General features: G+C 70.5%; 17 protein-coding genes and 1 riboswitch. Of the genes, 1 reads left to right on the top strand and 16 read right to left on the bottom strand.

The features are described 5' to 3' along the window. Positions 1-10: 10 nt before the first annotated feature. The 13 genes from Q673_RS33860 to Q673_RS33805 form a co-directional block, all read right to left on the bottom strand. Entirely contained in the window at positions 11-778 is a 768-nt protein-coding gene (locus tag Q673_RS33860; RefSeq protein WP_023007231.1) for an ABC transporter ATP-binding protein, read from the bottom strand. Next, positions 778-1,743 (bottom strand): FecCD family ABC transporter permease, encoded by a 966-nt coding sequence (locus Q673_RS33855; protein WP_442778057.1) that lies wholly within the window; start codon positions 1,741-1,743, stop codon positions 778-780. The genes Q673_RS33860 and Q673_RS33855 overlap by 1 nt, the downstream gene beginning before the upstream one ends. Positions 1,744-1,745: 2 nt before the next feature. Continuing rightward, complete coding sequence (locus tag Q673_RS33850) at positions 1,746-2,639, bottom strand: cobalamin-binding protein (protein ID WP_023007229.1); 894 nt, start codon at positions 2,637-2,639, stop codon at positions 1,746-1,748. Further along, positions 2,639-4,474 carry a TonB-dependent receptor domain-containing protein gene (locus tag Q673_RS33845; RefSeq protein WP_023007228.1) on the bottom strand — a complete coding sequence of 612 codons (1,836 nt, stop codon included), beginning with the start codon at positions 4,472-4,474 and terminating at the stop codon, positions 2,639-2,641. The genes Q673_RS33850 and Q673_RS33845 overlap by 1 nt, the downstream gene beginning before the upstream one ends. A 126-nt stretch (positions 4,475-4,600) precedes the next feature. After that, positions 4,601-4,857: riboswitch (cobalamin riboswitch) on the bottom strand. Positions 4,858-4,914: 57 nt separating this feature from the next. Beyond that, on the bottom strand, positions 4,915-5,331 hold the full coding sequence (locus Q673_RS0118775) for a bifunctional adenosylcobinamide kinase/adenosylcobinamide-phosphate guanylyltransferase (RefSeq protein ID WP_031218727.1): 417 nt from the start codon (positions 5,329-5,331) through the stop codon (positions 4,915-4,917). Beyond that, positions 5,286-5,918 (bottom strand): histidine phosphatase family protein, encoded by a 633-nt coding sequence (locus tag Q673_RS33840; protein ID WP_023007226.1) that lies wholly within the window; start codon positions 5,916-5,918, stop codon positions 5,286-5,288. Before Q673_RS33840 ends, Q673_RS0118775 begins: the two co-directional genes overlap by 46 nt. Beyond that, positions 5,870-6,625, bottom strand: a complete 756-nt coding sequence (locus Q673_RS33835; RefSeq protein WP_023007225.1) for an adenosylcobinamide-GDP ribazoletransferase — start codon at positions 6,623-6,625, stop codon at positions 5,870-5,872. Before Q673_RS33835 ends, Q673_RS33840 begins: the two co-directional genes overlap by 49 nt. Beyond that, a complete protein-coding gene (locus Q673_RS33830) occupies positions 6,622-7,179 on the bottom strand; it encodes a bifunctional adenosylcobinamide kinase/adenosylcobinamide-phosphate guanylyltransferase (RefSeq protein WP_023007224.1) in 558 nt (185 codons plus the stop codon). Before Q673_RS33830 ends, Q673_RS33835 begins: the two co-directional genes overlap by 4 nt. Then, positions 7,176-8,330, bottom strand: coding sequence for a threonine-phosphate decarboxylase CobD (gene cobD / locus Q673_RS33825; protein ID WP_031218725.1), 1,155 nt, complete (start codon positions 8,328-8,330; stop codon positions 7,176-7,178). Before cobD ends, Q673_RS33830 begins: the two co-directional genes overlap by 4 nt. After that, a complete protein-coding gene (cbiB, locus tag Q673_RS33820) occupies positions 8,327-9,316 on the bottom strand; it encodes an adenosylcobinamide-phosphate synthase CbiB (protein ID WP_023007222.1) in 990 nt (329 codons plus the stop codon). Before cbiB ends, cobD begins: the two co-directional genes overlap by 4 nt. Beyond that, on the bottom strand, positions 9,309-10,013 hold the full coding sequence (locus Q673_RS33815; RefSeq protein ID WP_031218723.1) for an adenosylcobinamide amidohydrolase: 705 nt from the start codon (positions 10,011-10,013) through the stop codon (positions 9,309-9,311). The genes cbiB and Q673_RS33815 overlap by 8 nt, the downstream gene beginning before the upstream one ends. Further along, a complete protein-coding gene (gene cobT / locus Q673_RS33810; protein WP_023007220.1) occupies positions 10,010-11,056 on the bottom strand; it encodes a nicotinate-nucleotide--dimethylbenzimidazole phosphoribosyltransferase in 1,047 nt (348 codons plus the stop codon). Before cobT ends, Q673_RS33815 begins: the two co-directional genes overlap by 4 nt. Positions 11,057-11,267: 211 nt before the next feature. Continuing rightward, positions 11,268-13,403, bottom strand: a complete 2,136-nt coding sequence (locus Q673_RS33805; RefSeq protein WP_031218722.1) for a heavy metal translocating P-type ATPase — start codon at positions 13,401-13,403, stop codon at positions 11,268-11,270. A gap of 84 nt (positions 13,404-13,487) precedes the next feature. On the opposite strand from Q673_RS33805, the gene Q673_RS33800 reads away from it, so the two are divergent. Next, the gene (locus Q673_RS33800; RefSeq protein ID WP_023007218.1) at positions 13,488-13,910 is read left to right on the top strand and encodes a MerR family transcriptional regulator; all 423 of its coding nucleotides are present in this window, start codon (positions 13,488-13,490) and stop codon (positions 13,908-13,910) included. 7 nt (positions 13,911-13,917) lie between these two features. Here the strand turns inward: Q673_RS33800 and Q673_RS33795 are convergent, their stop codons facing one another. From Q673_RS33795 to Q673_RS33785, 3 genes are all read right to left on the bottom strand, one after another. Continuing rightward, positions 13,918-14,880 carry a DMT family transporter gene (locus tag Q673_RS33795; protein ID WP_023007217.1) on the bottom strand — a complete coding sequence of 321 codons (963 nt, stop codon included), beginning with the start codon at positions 14,878-14,880 and terminating at the stop codon, positions 13,918-13,920. Further along, positions 14,877-15,467, bottom strand: coding sequence for a TetR/AcrR family transcriptional regulator (locus Q673_RS33790; RefSeq protein WP_023007216.1), 591 nt, complete (start codon positions 15,465-15,467; stop codon positions 14,877-14,879). The genes Q673_RS33795 and Q673_RS33790 overlap by 4 nt, the downstream gene beginning before the upstream one ends. Positions 15,468-15,583: 116 nt before the next feature. Continuing rightward, positions 15,584-16,208, bottom strand: a 625-nt coding sequence (locus Q673_RS33785; RefSeq protein WP_023007215.1) for an integrase core domain-containing protein, incomplete at its 5' end; no start/stop codon positions are given.

The following is a 16,208-nucleotide window of genomic DNA, read 5'->3' as shown; positions in this document are numbered from 1 at the left end:
TAGCCAGGGGTTACCTGGCGGGCACAAAGACCGGGGCGCCATCGACCCAGGCGGTGGCCAGGCGCTGGCCGTAGAGCCGCTCCAGGGCCTTGGGCTCCAGCATGGCCTCCGCCGGCCCCCAGCAGGCCTCGCCGTCCGGGTAGAGCAGCAGCAGGTGGCTGCACCAGCGGGCGGCCAGGTTGAGGTCGTGCAGGCACATCATCACCGCCCTGCCCTCTTTGGCTTCGCCGGCGAGCAGCGCCATGACTTCGGTCTGGTGGTGCAGATCGAGATGGTTGGTGGGCTCGTCGGCGAGCCAGATAGCCGGCGCCTGAGTCAGCACCGTGGCGATGGCCAGGCGCTGGCGCTCGCCGCCGGAGAGGGTCCCCACCAGGCGATCGGCCAGATGGGCGATATCGAGCCGCTCCAGGGCCGCCTCGGCCAGGCGCAGCTCCTCGGCGCCCTCCATCTGCCAGGGCGAGAGGTAGGGGTGGCGGCCGATCAGGGCGGTCTCGCGCACCGTGGCGGGGAAACCGTCGTGGCGCTCCTGGAAGACCAGCCCCAGCCGACGCGCCACCCGGCGACGGCCCAGCCCCGAGAGCAGCCGGTCGTCGAGGCGCACCTGCCCCGAACGCGGGGCCCTGAGGCCGGCCAGGGTATGCAACAGCGTCGTCTTGCCGGCGCCATTGGGCCCCAGCACGCCCCACACCTGGCCTGGCTCGAGGCACACGTCGAGGGCCCGGCCGTCACCACGCCCGGGAATATCGATCACCAACTGGCAGGCCTCGAGGCGGCTCATCACTGGCTCCGATACAGCAGATAGAGGAAGGTCGGCACCCCCAGCAGGGCGGTGATCACCCCCACCGGCAACTGCTCGGGGGCGATCATCGTGCGCGCCAGGGTGTCCGCCAGCAACAGCAGGGTGCCACCGGCCAGGGCGCAGGCGGGGAGGATCAGCCGCTGGTCGTTGCCCAGCAGCAGGCGCAGCATATGCGGCACCACCAGGCCGACGAAGCCGATGCTGCCGGCGCTGGTCACCGCCATGGCGGTCAGGGCGCTGGCCCCCAGGTAGACGCCCCACTCCAGGCGGCGCACCGAGACGCCGAGGGCGGCGGCCTGCAGGGGGCCCCGGGCCAAGACATTGAGGCTGCGCCCCAGCGGCATGACCAGCAGGCAGACCACCAGCAGCAGGGCCAGCGGTGGCCAAGGGGCGCGAGCGTAGGCGAGATCGCCCATCAGCCAGTAGAGCATACCGGGCAGGCGGTCGGCGGGGGTCACCGCCAGCATCAGGGTGATCACCGCCCCCCAGCCGGCGGCCACCACCACCCCGGTGAGCAGCAGCCGCGCCGGGGTCCAGCCGCCACGGCCATGGGCCAGGCCGAACACCAGCAGGGTCGAGAGCAGCGCCCCGGCGAAGGCACTGCCGGAGACCACCAGGCCGCCGAGGCCCGCCAGCATGGCGGCCAGGGCCCCCACCGAGGCGCCCCCGGAGAGTCCCAGCACATAGGGGTCGGCCAGGGGATTGCGCAGCAGCACCTGCATCAGGGCGCCGGCCACGGCGAGCAGTCCGCCCACCGCGAAGGCGGAGAGCGAACGGGGCAGGCGCAGCTCGAGGATCAGGGTCTGGGCCAGCGGGCCCCCCTGGCCGCGCAGCACGGCGAGGATCTCGCCCGGCGAGAGCGACACGCTGCCCAGTGCCAGCGACAGGATCAGGGCCGCCAGGGCGGCCAGGGCCAGGCCTCCCAGGGGCCGCGCCAGGACCATCATCAGGGGCTCGCCTCGCGACGCCCCCGGGCCACCTCGAGCTTCTCGCAGAAGAGTCGGCTGCCCTCCAGCAGGCGCGGCGTGGGGCGCTGGATCAGCGAGGGTGGCACGAAGAAGAGGTTGTCCCGGGCCACGGCGGTGAGCGCCGGGTACCGTTCCCAGTGGGTCAGCCAGGCGCGGTTCTCCTCGCCCATGCCGCCGGCGAGGATCGCCTCGGGGTCGGCGGCCAGCACCGCCTCCTCGTCGAGGCGCGGCACCAGCCGGTCGAGCCCGCCGAAGACATTGACGCCGCCGCACAGGGAGAGCACCTGGCCGATCAGGTGGTCGTCGTTGATGGTCATCAGCGGCTCGTCCCACACCTGGTAGAAGACCGAGACCGGCGCGGCATCCGCGTAGCGCTCGGCGAGTTCGGCCATGCCGTCGCGAAAGCGCGCCGCCTCGGCCTCCCCCGCCGCCTCGCTGCCGGCCAGGCGCGAGAGCCGCTCGATGGTCGTGGCCACGCCCTCGAAGGAGCGCGGCTCGATATAGAACACCGGCAGGCCCAGGGACTCGAGGGTCTCGAGCTGCTCCGCGGGATTGCCGGTGACCCAGCCGATCACCAGGTCGGGTGCCAGCGCCAGCAGGCGCTCCAGGTCGAGCCGGGTATGGCTGCCCACCGAGGCCACCTCGCGGGCCTCGGGGGGATAGTCGCTGTACTCCACCACGGCGACGACCCGCTCGCCGGCCCCGGCGGCATAGACCAGCTCGGTGGCCCCCGGCGAGAGGGCGGCGATACGCTGCGCCGGCTCACTGAGGCAAACCTGCCGGCCCCGATCATCGATGGCGCAGCGCTCGCCGGCCTGGGCGACCAGGGACAGCAGGGCAAGCGCTAGCCCCGTTACCAGACGACTAGGCATCAGCCACCGAAATGCAGGCTAAGGAAGGCGGCACGACCGGCGTTGAGGTAATCGTTGCCGCTGAAATCCCGGGCGGTGACGACGTCCCTGTCCAGCACGTTTTCCACCGTCAGGCGGGTCGACCAGCCGGGGGCGAAGTCCCAGCCGGCACGCAGATCGACCAGGCCGAAGCCGGCGAGCCGTTCTTCGTTGGCGGCATCGTCGTAGCGGTGGTTCTGGACGACCCAGGAGCCGCCCAGGGACCAGTCGCCCAGCTCGCGATCCACGTCCAGGCGCAGGCTCTGTGACGCCCGGCGCCGCAGGCGCTTGCCGGTCTCGCGGTCCTCCGGATCGGTATAGGTCAGGGCCGCGGCCAGGATCCAGTCGTCGATCTCGGCGCCGGCGGAGAGCTCCACGCCGCGGATCCGCGCCTCGGCCACGTTATAGGGGGCGAAACGCCCATTGACCAGGGCATTGGCGATCAGGTTATCCACGTCCGTCTGGTAGGCCGCCAGGTCCCAGAAGAACTGGCGGTACTGGCCGCGCACGCCCAGCTCGAGGGTCTCGGAGGTCTCGGCTTCCAGCTCGGGGTTGCCAAACCCGGGGAAGTAGAGCTGGTTGAAGGTGGGGGCCTTGAAGGCGCTACCAACACTGGCCCGCAGGGTATGGGAGTCATCCAGCGCATAGCCCAGCGCCAGGCTGCCGGTCACCTCCTCGCCGAAGGCCTGGTTGTCGTCGTGACGCAGGCTGGCCTGTAGCGAGGCCGGCGCGAGGTCGAACAGCCCCTGGGCGAAGACGGCGGTATTGTCGCGGCTGCTCTCCGCATACTCGGTGGTACCGCTGACCCGGTCCTCGCTGTACTCGACCCCGGCGATCAGCTCGTGAGCACCGAGGTACAGGGTATTCTCCCAGCGAGCGGTACGCGTGCGGGTATCGATAATCGAGTCGCCGAAGACATCGATGTTGTCGCTCTCGTCCCGAGCCTCGCTGAGCGTCAGGCGGCTACGCCACCGGTCGGTGACCGGCAACTCCCCGTAAACGCCGGCCACCTGCTGCACATAGTCCGTGTCCCCTCCGACGAACTCGGTATTGCCCCGGGCCCGCAGCGCCAGCACCCCCACCTCGGCGTCGTTGTCGAAGGTATGCGAGAGCCGCACCAGGCCTGAGGTATTGTCATACCCCTTGTCGTCGCCACCACGCACCACCGGCACACCGTCGGTGCTGAAATGGCTACCGGCGAAGTAGTAGCGGGTGCCGCCGCTGGCGCCGGACAGCGAGGCGCTGTAGCGCTGGGTGTCGAAGGAGCCGCCGCCCAGCGAGATACGCGGCGTCGGCGCCCCTGCCTCGCCCTCGGGAGTAAAGAGTTGAATGACGCCGCCCACCGCATCGGCACCATAGAGACTGCCGCGGGGGCCACGCACGATCTCGGCGCGCTGGAACATACGCGGATCGAGGAATTGCCAGGCAGGCTCGCCCAGCGTCGCGGAGCGCAGGCGAATGCCGTCGATCATCAGCAGGCTCTGGCTATTCGACGTCCCGCGAATGTAGACGCTGCTGCTCTTGCCGAAGCTGCCGTTGCTGGAAACGTCCACCCCCGGCTGGCCGCGTAGCAGATCGGTGATGCTGGTCGGGTCCTGGCGGCGAAGCGTGGCTTCGTCGAGCACGGTCACGGAGGAAAGCGTCTCGCCGGCGGTGCGTGGCGCCAGGGCGGCGGTGACCACCATGGGGTTGAGGGTCTGCGGCTCGGCGGCGGTGGCGGCCGAGCTCTCTTGCAAAGGCTCGGCGGCCTGAATGGCCAGCGGCAGGGCGGCCAAGGCGAAGGTCGCAAGGCCCCGGGAGGCAAAAGTCGTGTTCATGTCTGTCCCTTGCTTCGCCGTGCTCACCCGCACGGCATAATTTTTTTCGCCGGCTGCGATGGGCAAACAAGAGAGACGAGGAACGGGGAGGTGACATACGCCCAGCCTCAAGATTGCCCACCGCAACCTGGCATGAGCTCTCGGGCCGGTCTCCGGGCTGACGAGCGAAGGGCCGGGCGTTAGCCCTGACCTGCTTCTGAACCGCCGCCTTCCCATGCCGATTGGCACAGTGGCATACCGTTGAAGATAGTGGCGGTTCGTGTCTCGATCACCGTTGCGGGGGCAGCGTCGGACTGGCGGGCTGTTGAGCAGAACACCGCGCACCGACTTCCCGTTTACCTGGCGGCATTCACTCCGCCAGCACCTGAGAGTGCGCGTAAGCTAGCAAGGCGCGGCAGCGCGGTCAACGCCGGAGGTCAGCAAGCACACTCAAGGTTCTTTTATTTCAGCTGCTTGCAGAGGCCATGACGCAGATACCAGGCCACCCGGCTACGCTCGACCGCGGCCTGGACCAGCCAGCCGTTATGGTCCCGCAGGCGTCGTGCCGCCGAGTCCATGGGCACGATGCCACGCCCCATCTCGTCGAGGATCAGCACCGCTTCGCAGGGCGCCGCGACGAAACCATCCAGTAGCCTCAACCAGGTCTCACGCAGGGCATCGTCGTCCGGGATCTCGGCAAGGGCGGCCGAGAGCCAGGCGGCGATGCCATCGACCACCAGCACCTCCCGCCCCGCGTGTCCGGCCAGGCACTCCTCGGCGCCCTCCCCCTTCACCAGCCGGTGCCAACCGGCACAGGGGAAGCGCTGCGCCGCTAGCTGGCGTCGACCCGAACAGGCACCACCGATGACGCTTTGCATCGCCACTCCCCCTCCTGGTTATCGAACTCGAAACGGCGCCCCTGGGCCTGGCCCACCACCCCCTCCCAGAAATCGGTCGCCTCCAGGCGGCGACGCAGCTCGCGGATGGCGCCGCCGTGGCTCACCGCCAGCACGCGGCGATGCCCCTGCTCAGCGGCCTGGGCCAGCACGCCCTCGAGCCAGGCTTCGAGGCGCGCCCAGAGATCGTCGGCGGACTCACCGCCGGGCGGCGCCTGCATGCCGGCGCTGTCGACCCAGGCGCGATAGCGCGGATCGTCTTTGAGCGCGTCCCAGGTGCGCCCCTCATAGTCGCCAAAGTCGAGCTCGCGCAGGCGCGCATCGAAGGACGCCGTCCCTTCGCTCCCCGGCAGCACATGGGCCAGGGTCTGCCGACAGCGGGCCAGGTCGCTGCAGTGCACCGCGTCGAAGGCCTCGCCCACCAGGTGGTCGCGCAAGCGGTCCATGTCCGGCACGGCATCGGGCAGCAGCAGCGGGATGTCGCGCTGCCCCTGGTAGCGCCGGTCCAGGTTCCAGCGGGTCACGCCATGACGAACCACCACCAGCTCCAGGCGCTGAACAGCAGCCATAATTCTCCTCCCTCGATGGCGGCACCGACGATATCGCCGTTGATGCCGGTAAAGGCCCGGGCCATGACCAGGCCGTAGACAAACAGAAAGAGGCACAGGGCGCCGAGCAGCCAGACGCCGCCCGGCAGAAAGCCGAAGACGACCAGCAGCGGCAGCAGCGCAAGCCCGAGGTCCCGCGGCGCCAGGTGCTGCCGCCAGGACCAGGCCAGCCCCTCGCGCCGCGCCAGGGGTGCCAGGCGCAGCAGGGCGAGGGCCCCGAAGCGCGCCAGCGCCGGCAGCGCCACCCACAGCCAGGGACTCGCCCCGGCCTCGAGCAGGGCCCAGATCAGCGCCCCCTTCCAGGCCAGCAGGAACACCAGGGACAGGATCGCGAAGCTGCCCACCTGGCTGTCCTTCATGATCGCCCAGCGCTTCTCCAGGGGCGCATTGCTGCCCAGCGCGTCGGCCACGTCCATGACGCCGTCCAGGTGCAGGCCGCCGGTGAGGGCCACCCACAGGCTGAGCAGTGCCAGCGCCAGCAGCGGAGTGGGTAGCCCCTGCCCCAGGGTGGCCAGGCCCGCCAGAGCGGCGCCGACCAACAGCCCCACCAGGGGGTAGCTGCGCAGCGCCCAGCGGCAGGTGCCGGCGTGCCAGGGACAGGCCATGGGCAGGGGAATCCGGGTCAGGAACTGCAGGGCCAGCACCAGTCCAAAGAGGGCCTCTCTCATCCGGTCGTCTCCGCGTCGTTCTCTACGATGGGCTTCCATTCAATGGGCAGGCCCGCCACCACCTCCACCACCCGGTCGGCCTCGTGGGCCAGGCGGCGGTGCAGCCGCTGCAGGAAGGCGATATAGCGTCGGGTCTCGGCGTCGCCCGGTGGGAGGTCCTCGTTGAGGTCGTTGGAGACCACCACCAGGGCGATCCCGCGCACCCGGGCCGCGGCCAGGCACTCGGCCAGCAGCGCCTCACCCTCATCATCGCTACCGCCACCGCCGTAGCGCCACTGGCTGGCCCAGAGGGTCAGGCAGTCGAGCAGCACGCTATCGCCATCGCCTACCCGGGCCAGAGCCACATCCAGGGCCAGCGGTGCCTCCAGGGTCTGCCACCCCGGCCCACGCTCCCGGCGATGGCGGGCAATGCGCGCGGCCATCTCGGCGTCGGCAGCCCGGGCGGTGGCCAGGTACCAACGCCGGCCACCGCGTTGGACGTGCCAGCGACAAAGCAGCGCCTCGGCGAAGCGGCTCTTGCCGCAGCGGGCGCCACCACTGACGAAGGCGATCAACGCGGCACCTCCGGCCGGCCCACCTCGACCAAGGCCTCGTCCAGGGCCGCCAGCAGGCGCTCATTGTCCTCGGCATCGCGCAGCGCCAGGCGCAGCCAGCCGCCGTCGAGGCCCGCAAAGGATTCGGTGTGACGCGCCAGCACGCCGCGGCGAAGCAGCGCCGGCAACAGGCAGCGGGAGGCTTCGCGACCCGCCGGATGGCGCACCAGGAAGAAGTTGGCCCGGCTCGGCACCACCTCGAGACCCAGGGCCTCGAGCCCCGCCTGCAGCCGCGGCCGCTCGGCGGCAAGCCAGCCCTCGGTGCGCCGGGCGAAGTCGAGGTCGGCCAGCAGGGGCGCCACCAGGGCCGCGGCCAGGGCGTTGACGCTCCAGGCGGGCTGGCAGGCACGGGCCGCCGCCACCACCTCGGGTGCGCCCAGCAGGTAGCCCAGGCGCAGCCCCGGCAGGGTGAAGTGCTTGGTCATCGAGCGCAGCAGCACGAGGTGCGGATGGTCGGCGAGCAGCGGCGTCAGCGACTCCCGGGGGTCCCCGATGAAGTCCACGAAGGCCTCGTCCACCACCAGCCGACAGCCTCGCGCCGCGGTCAGGGCGAGCAGGCGCTCCACGTCGGGCTTAGGTACCAGGGTGGCGGTGGGGTTGTTGGGGCGGCAGAGCCACAGCAGCTGCGCCTCGCCAAGCTCCGCGACGATGGCCTCGACGTCGAGGCGAAAGTCCGGAAGTGCCAGAGGAAGCCTCTGCACCGGCAGCCCATGGGCCGCGCAGGCCCGGGCGTACTCGGCGAAGGTAGGCTCGATGATGGCCGCCGCCGCCCCGGGCCGCTCGCGAGCCTGCAGGGCGGCGGCCAGGAAGATCGCCTCGGCGCCGCCGTTGGTCAGCAGCACCTGCTCCGTGGCCACCCCTTCGTGGGCGGCGATGGCCGCGTGTGCCTCGGCGTATCCGGGGTCGGGGTAGCGAGCAAGGGCCTCGGGCTCGCCGAGCCGGGCCATCAACCACCCGTGAAGCCAGGCCGGCGGCCCCAATGGATTGAGGTTGGCGCTGACATCCAGCACCGGGGTCTCCTCGGCCAGGCCAAAGCGCGCCAACAGGGGGGCGGGCTGGCCGCCGTGCAGGGGCCAGCCAGGGGAGGTGGATCTCGAATCTCGTGCCCTCACGACATTGTCTCTCCAAACAGCACCGTCGCCGACAGCAAGATGAGGAAGACCAGCCAGCCACCGTGCATCAGGCGAATCGCCGCCGGAACATGGGCGGCACCCAGCGGCTGATGGGGCTCGCCCAGGCGAGCGCGCTCGGAGACCTCGCCGCGGTAGCGGTTGGTGCCGCCGAGCTGGACACCCAGCAGGTTGGCCACCATGGCCTCGGGCCAGCCGCTGTTGGGGCTGGGATGGCGCGGCGCCTCGCGGCAGGTGGCGGCCAGCGCACCCTGGGTACGCAGGCCGCGCTCCCAGCGCGCCAGACAGAGCGCGCCCAGCCAGAGGGTCAGGGCGGTGAGCCGTGCCGGCAGCCAGTTGGCGGCATCGTCCAGCCGCGCCGAGGCCCGACCGAAGTCGCGGTATCGCTCGCTGCGATAGCCCACCATGGAGTCCAAGGTATTGACCGCCTTGTAGGCCAGCGCCAGGGGGGCGCCGCCGAGCAGGGCAAAGAAGAGTGGCGCGGTGATACCGTCCACGGTGTTCTCGGCCACCGTCTCCACCGCTCCGCGGGTCACCTCCCCCTCGTCAAGGCCATTGGTGTCGCGGCCGACAATCATGGCAAGCGCCCGGCGCGCCGCGGAGAGATCGCCGCTGGCCAATGGCACGGCCACCGCCAGGGCAGCATCGCGCAGGCCTCGAATGGCCAGGCAGCTGGCCAGCAGCCACCACTGCGCCAGCCAGCCCAGCCAGGGATGAAGCCGCGCCAGCAGCACGATAGCGGCCCAGGCCAGCAGCCAGGTGCCCATCACCACCAGGGTCGTCATCAGCGCGCCGCGGATCTGGCGCGCCCGGGGGGTGCCATGGTTCCAGGCGCGCTCCAGCCAGGCGATCACCGCCCCCATGCCCACCACTGGATGCGGCAGGCGGCGTGGGTCGCCGATGGCGAGGTCCAGCGCCACGGCGGCCAGCACCAGAACCAGCAGCGCCAGGGAGAAGGGGTCAGCCATGGGGCACCTCCTGACTCTCGCGCCGCCGCTGCCACTCCCGGGAGCCCAGCAGCGCCTCGCGGGTGGCCCGGAAGACCGCCTGGCCCAGCTCGCGCCCAAGGCGCGTACCCGAACCGGCGTAGGGCTGCGCGGCACCGCGCTGGGTGACGGCGATCGCCAGGCAGTCGGTGGAGGTGCCACTGGCCGGCGTCCCGGTGTGGGGGTCACGCACCTCCAGCGACTGCAGGGCACGGACCTTGGCTTCACTGGCGGACAGGCAGGCGTTGACCAGGGCGCCATCGGTGAGGTGAGCGTCGAGGAAGACCAGGGTATTGATGGTGCCCACCGGCCGGGGGTCCCCGGCCAGAGGGGCGGCGATATCCACGGCGTTGCCCGCGCCGGCGGTCACCGCCACCAGCACGCCCTCGTCCCGCGCCAGCGCCAGGTGCTCGAGGCGTACGGCGGTCATCATGGCCAGGCTCTCGCCCTCCGGCAGCCGCCGCGCCGCCAGCCAGTCGGCGAGATCCGCCGCCGGTGCGCCCCCGGCGTACCCCTTGTCCACGTGGAAATTGCAGAAGTGCCGCCGCCAGCCGAAGCCACCGCCCACCAGGGCGCTGCTCAGGGTCCACAGCGGGCGCGAGGCGGCCAGGTGCACGCAGTCGGCGGTGACCTCGAGGGCAAGCCCCGGGCCGAAGGCGAGACGCTTGTCCGACATCATGGGGCGACGTGGATGCCGATAGCGTCGAAGGTGGCCATCTCGGCCGGCACACAACAGGCTGCCTCCAGTAACGGATAGGCCAGGGCCGCACCGGTGCCCTCCCCCAGGCACAGCTCCAGGTCGAGCAGCGGCTGAGCGTCGAGGGCCGCCAGGGCATAGGCGTGGCCCGGCTCGCGGGAGCGGTGTCCGAAGATCAGGTAGTCGCGGGTGTCGGCTCCCAGTCGACAGGCCACCAGCGCGGCCACCGTGGCGATGAAGCCGTCCACCAGCAGCGGCACCCGACGTGCCGCTCCGCCCAGGTAGGCGCCGGTCATGGCGGCGATCTCCAGCCCGCCGAGCTTGGCGAGCACGTCCAAGGGGTCAGCACGATCCGGCGCACGAGCGGCAAGGGCGCGCTCGATGATCGCCTGCTTGTGGGCAAGACGCTTGGCCGGCAGCCCGGTACCGCTGCCGATCAGGCCTGCCACCGGCGCCTCGCTGAGCGCGGCGAGCAGGGCGCTGCTCGCCGTGGTATTGGCGATACCCATCTCGCCGACGATCAGGCAGCGGCAGCCGGCATCGATGGCCCGCTCGGCGGCCCGAATGCCCGCCTCGATGGCCGACACCGCCTCGTCACGGCGCATGGCGTCCCCTTCGACCATGTTGGCGGTGCCGTGGCGCACCTTCTCGTCCACCACGCCCCGACAGGGCAGCGTGGCGGCCACGCCGACGTCGATTACCTCTAGGCGTGCCCCGACCTGGCGGGCGAAGACGTTGATCGCCGCCCCTCCGCTCACGAAGTTGGCCACCATCTGGGCGGTGACCTCCTGGGGAAAGGCCGAGACCCCCTCGGCGGCCACCCCATGGTCGGCGGCGAAGACCAGCATCCCCGGAGGCGAGACCCGGGGAGAGGCCTCGCCGGAGATCGCCGCCAGCGTCACGGCCAGCGTTTCCAGGCGTCCCAGGCTGCCGGGGGGCTTGGTGAGGTTATCCAGGTGCAACGCCATACGGCGGGCGGCGGCGTGATCGGCGGGGGTCAGGGCGGCAAGGGTGTCGGCGAGCATAGCGAGAGATCCAGCGGGATGGTGGCTAACGAAGTGGCGCCATCATAGCAGCTAACAGCCGGGACATTATGCCGCTCATGCTGAGCAAGGCCCTGATATCTTTGGCAGATAAACCATTCGGGTCATTCAGCGCGAGAGCGAGTTCGGCTGCCCTGCTCTCTCCCAGGTGCGCCGCCTAGGAAGCCACGGCGCGACTTCACGAAGCGCCACCCTAGGCACCGCCGAAGCGGTAGCCCAGCAGCCGCATGGCGTTCAGGGTCACCAGCACGGTGGCGCCGGTATCCGCCATCACCGCGATCCACATGCCGGTGATGCCCAGCGCCGTGGTCACCAGGAAGACGCCCTTCAGGCCCAGCGCCAGGGCGACGTTGGTCTTGACGTTGCGCAGCGTGGCCCGGGACAGGTCGATCAGCTCGGCGATGCCGCCGACGCGGTTCCTGAGCAGTGCCGCATCCGCGGTTTCCAGCGCCACGTCGGTGCCGCCGCCCATGGCGATGCCCACATCGGCCGCCGCCAGTGCCGGGGCATCGTTGATGCCGTCGCCCACCTTGCCGATGGGGCCTCGGCCATCGGCCTGCCAGTCACGCACCCGCCGCGCCTTGTCCTCGGGCATCAGCTCGCCGTGCGCCTCGATGCCCAGGCTCTCGCCGATGGCGGCGGCGGTACGCGCGTTGTCTCCGCTGAGCATCACCGCCTGCACGCCCAGGCGCGACAAGGCCGCCAGCCCCTCCCGGGCATCGTCACGCGGCTCATCGCGCACGGCGATCAGGCCCAGCGGCCTTTCACCCTCGAGCAACACGGCGAGACTCTTGCCGGCGTGCTCCAGCTCGGCGAGGCGCGCGCCCTGGCCGTCATCGAGCGCGACCTGCCCCGCCAGCTGACGGGGCGAGACCAGGCTCAGCGCACGCCCTTCCACCTGCCCGGCGACGCCGCGTCCCGACAAGGCCCTGCTGCCTTGAGCCTGGGGGATGGAAAGGCCCTGCTGCCGGGCATGCGCCAGGATAGCCGTGGCGATGGGGTGGCTGGCGTCACGCTCCAGAGCCGCCGCCAGGCGCAGTACCTCGCTGGCGTCCTGGTCGCGGGTCCAGCCCTCCACGTCGGTGACCCTGGGGGCGCCGGCGGTCAGGGTGCCGGTCTTGTCCAGCGCCACCGTGTGCAGCTTGCCCAACTGCTCGAGCACCGCGCCGCCCTTGATCAGCAGCCCCCGGCGGGCACCCGCCGAGAGGCCGGCGGCGATCGCCGCAGGGGTCGAGATCACCAGGGCACAGGGGCAGGCGATCAGCAGCAGGGCCAGGGCACGATAGACCGCTTCCGACCAGGCCATGGCGGAGACCAGCGGCGGCACCACCGCCATCAGCAGGGCGAGCCCCACCACGACCGGCATGTAGTAGCGAGCGAAGCGGTCGATGAAGCGGGCCACCGGCGCCTTGGCGGCCTGGGCCTCCTCCACCAGGCGGATGACCCGGGCGATGGTGTTGTCCTCGGCGCCACGGGTGACCTCGACCTCGAGCACGGCATCGAGGTTGACCGTGCCGGCGAAGATATCGTCCCCGGGGGCACGCGAGCGGGGGATCGACTCGCCGTTGATCGGCGACTCATCCAGGTCGGATTCGCCGGTCAGGATGCGTCCATCGCAGGGCACGCGGTCGCCCGGTCGCACCTGCACCCGCTGACCGGGCCGGAGCGTGGCGGCCGGGACCTCCCGGGGCTCGCCCTCCTCCACCAGCCTCGCGGTGGAGGGGGTCAGGTCGGCCAGCGCCGAGATGCTGCGTCGCGCCCGGGAGGCGGCCACGCCTTCCAGCAGTTCGCCCACCGCGAACAGGAAGACCACCACCGCCGCCTCGGCCGCGGCATCGATGGCCAGCGCCCCCAGGGCGGCGATGCTCATCAACATCTCGATGGTGAAGGGGTTGCGCATCTTCAGCGCGCCCCAGGCGCCCTGCACGATGGGCACCAGGCCCACCAGGGTGGCGGCGGCGAAGGGCCATTGGCCCAGCCCCGGCCAGGCCAGACGAAGGAGGAAGGCCAGCACCAGCAGCCCGCCGGTGACGAGCACCAGGCGCCCCTTGGCGGTTTGCCACCAGGCCGCCGGGGAGGCCTCGGCGCCTTCCTTCCCGGTATCGGCGCCAAGCCGGTAGCCCAGCTCGTCCAGGATCCGCGCGATCGTCTCGTGTGACGGCGCCTGAAGCGGGTGGGGGTGGATCTTCACCGACCCGGTCATCGAGCTGGCCGAGACCGCCTCGATGCCCTCGAGGCGACCCAGCGCCGCCTCGACCTTGCGCTCGCAGCCGCCGCAGTCCATGCCCTCAACGCGGAGCGTAAAGGCCGTGGCTGTGGAAGGTTCCATGGTGGCACTCCCGGTGATGCGTTACCTTCCAAGGATAATCCCTGTAGCCACTACAGGTTCAAGCCATCGAGGAGGAGCATCAGGATGCCGGAGACACGTCCTGCCATGGGCATCGGGGAGCTGGCCCGACAGGCCGGTTGCAAGCCCGAGACGGTTCGCTACTACGAGCGCATCGGGCTGCTGCAAGCGGCGACGCGCACCGAGGGCGGCCAACGCCGCTACGGCGAGCATGCCGTCAGGCGGCTGACCTTCATTCGCCATGCACGAGACTTCGGCTTCTCGGTGCCCGCGGTGCGTGAACTGCTGGCGATGTCGGACCGGCCCGACATGCCCTGCCAGGAGGTCGACGCCATCGCCAGGCATCACCTGGAGAAGGTGGAGTCCCGGCTCCAGCGGCTCTCGGCGCTGCGTGACGAGCTCAGGCGCATGGTGGACCAGTGTGCCGGCGGGAAGGTCGAGAACTGTCGCATCATCGAGGCGCTGAGTGCCCCAGGTCGCCTCGACTGATGTGACGTCATGAGCGGGTATCGGGGCTAGCCTCGGCGCCGGGCACCGCAACGGACGCCTCCCGCTTGCCGGCCCTGATGGGGGCACTGATACACACCAGGCACGTCAGGATCAGCAGGATCCCGGCCCAGCCCATCGCCGGGAGGCGTTCACCGACGATGACCACGGCCAGCCCCGCCGCCACCACGGGCTCGAAGAGGGTGATCGTCGTGGCGGTGCTCGCGGGGATGCGCGCCAGGCCATGCCCGAAGCACAGATACCCCACGAACATCGGCACCAGGGCCATGTAAAGCCCTACCGAGGCATTGCCCCATGAGGCCAGCAGCGGCGCCCCGGTAGCCAGCAGCACCGGCATCAGCAGCAGGCCGCCGATTCCGAAGGTGGCTCCCATGGCGGCACGGGACGCGATGCCGCGCTGCATCAGGCGCCGCGCCGTCCACGAGTAGAGGGCATAGGCCAGGCCGGCGACCAGCCCCAGCAACACGCCGGGGATCACCCCCGATGCGGTGCCGGTCGGCACCTGGCCGCTGCCTTCGGCCAGACACAGCAGCAGCATGCCGGCAAGCCCGAGACCGGCGCCGATCATCCAGCGGCGCGTGAGCCGCAGCCCATCCAGGCGCGTCTCGATCAACGCCGAGAGCAGCGGCGCCGAGCCGATGGAGACCACCGTGCCGATGGTGACCCCGGCCAGGCGCATCGAGGCATAGAACGCCAGGGGATAGATCGCCACGGCGACGGCACCCAGCAGCAGGTACTGCCACTGCGCGCGCAATGCGGCGGCATGGCGACGGATCCGCCCGGCCGAGAGGGCCGCCTGCATCAGGCCACCGCCCCCCATGGCCGCGGCACCGATCGCCACGGCGCTAACCTCCGGGGCGAAGGTTGCCGCGGTGCCGGTGGTTCCCCACAGGATGGCGGCCACCAGCACGGCGGCAATGCCCAGCAAACGCTCATGCGGCGTCCGTGTCATGACGCCTCCAGCATGGCGGCCGCCATCTCACGCGCCTGGCGGAGGCAGTCGCTGCGCCCCTCCAGGCCGGCCCGGGCCATGGCCCCCTCGAGTAGGAAGGCGAGGTGGTGCGCCAACCCCGCGGCGCGCTGGGGATCATCGCCGAGCATGTCACCGACATGTTGAGCCAGAAGTGCCTCAACCTGCTCCTTGTGCCCCCTGACCACCGCCCTCCCCGGGTCCTCGACCGGCAGCTCGGCCGCGGCATTCAAGAGCCCGCAGCCGCGAAAGCCGCGCTCATAGGCCTGCTCGGCATGGTCCTCATAGGCCAGGAACACCGCTATCACCCTGTCGCGGGGCGTGGTGGCCTGGCGTAGACGCGCCTCATACAGCGCCAGCCATTCCGCATGGCGCGCCTCCAGATAGGCCGCCACCAGCTCGGCCTTGGAGGCGAAGTTGTTGTAGAGGCTCTTCTTGGCGACCCCCGCCCGCTTGACGATCGAATCGATACCCGTCGCCGTGATCCCGTCGCGATAGAACAGCGTGGAAGCCGCATCGAGCAGGCGGTCATGGGCGCTCCTGGCCGGCGCGGTGCGGGATGTCGCCATCTGATACTCACAAACAATAGGGGTAGGTAGACCAGTCTACCTACCTTTGAGGAAGCGTCAATCAGCGTCGGACAGGTCACGGTAGTTGTCAAGGAATCTGTCGCCTCTGAGGTCATTCAGGCCACCTGTTTTTCCGGTTCGGCGACGGTGACCTGGAGCTCCCGCTCCGGGTTGAGTGACACGGTACCGATCGGCGTCCAGTTGCGGGTCTTGCCGCTCCATCGCGCAGGGTTGGCGTCACGCGCCGCCTGATTGATGACGTGGCGCTTGGCCAGCACCTCCTTATCTTCGCCCGCATGGCGCTGTGCCGGTGTCACCAAGCGAATGCCGCTGTGCCGGTGCTCGTGGTTGTACCACTGCACGAAGCCAGCCACCCACTCGCGGGCGTTGTCGAGCGTGGCGAACCCGTCAGTGGGGTAGCAGGGGCGGTACTTGCAGGTGCGGAACAGCGCCTCTGAGTAGGGATTGTCGTTGCTGACCCGCGGTCGGCTGAAGGATGGCGTGATGCCGAGCTCGTGAAGCTTCTCCAGCAGCGTCGCACCCTTGAACGGGCTGCCGTTGTCCGCGTGAAGCACCAGCGGCTGGTCAATGATCCGCTCGGCCAGCACGGCCCGCTCCAGTACGGTGCGGGAGTTGTAGGCCGACTCGGCCAGGAACACCTCCCAACTGGTGATCTTGCGGCTGAAGATGTCGACCATCATGACCAGGTAGTAGTGCTGTCCCTTGATCGGGCCGCCCAGT

This window comes from Halomonas sp. PBN3 (assembly GCF_000475415.1).
GTDB lineage: Bacteria > Pseudomonadota > Gammaproteobacteria > Pseudomonadales > Halomonadaceae > Halomonas > Halomonas shengliensis.
This window is presented reverse-complemented; position numbering and strand designations above follow the sequence as displayed.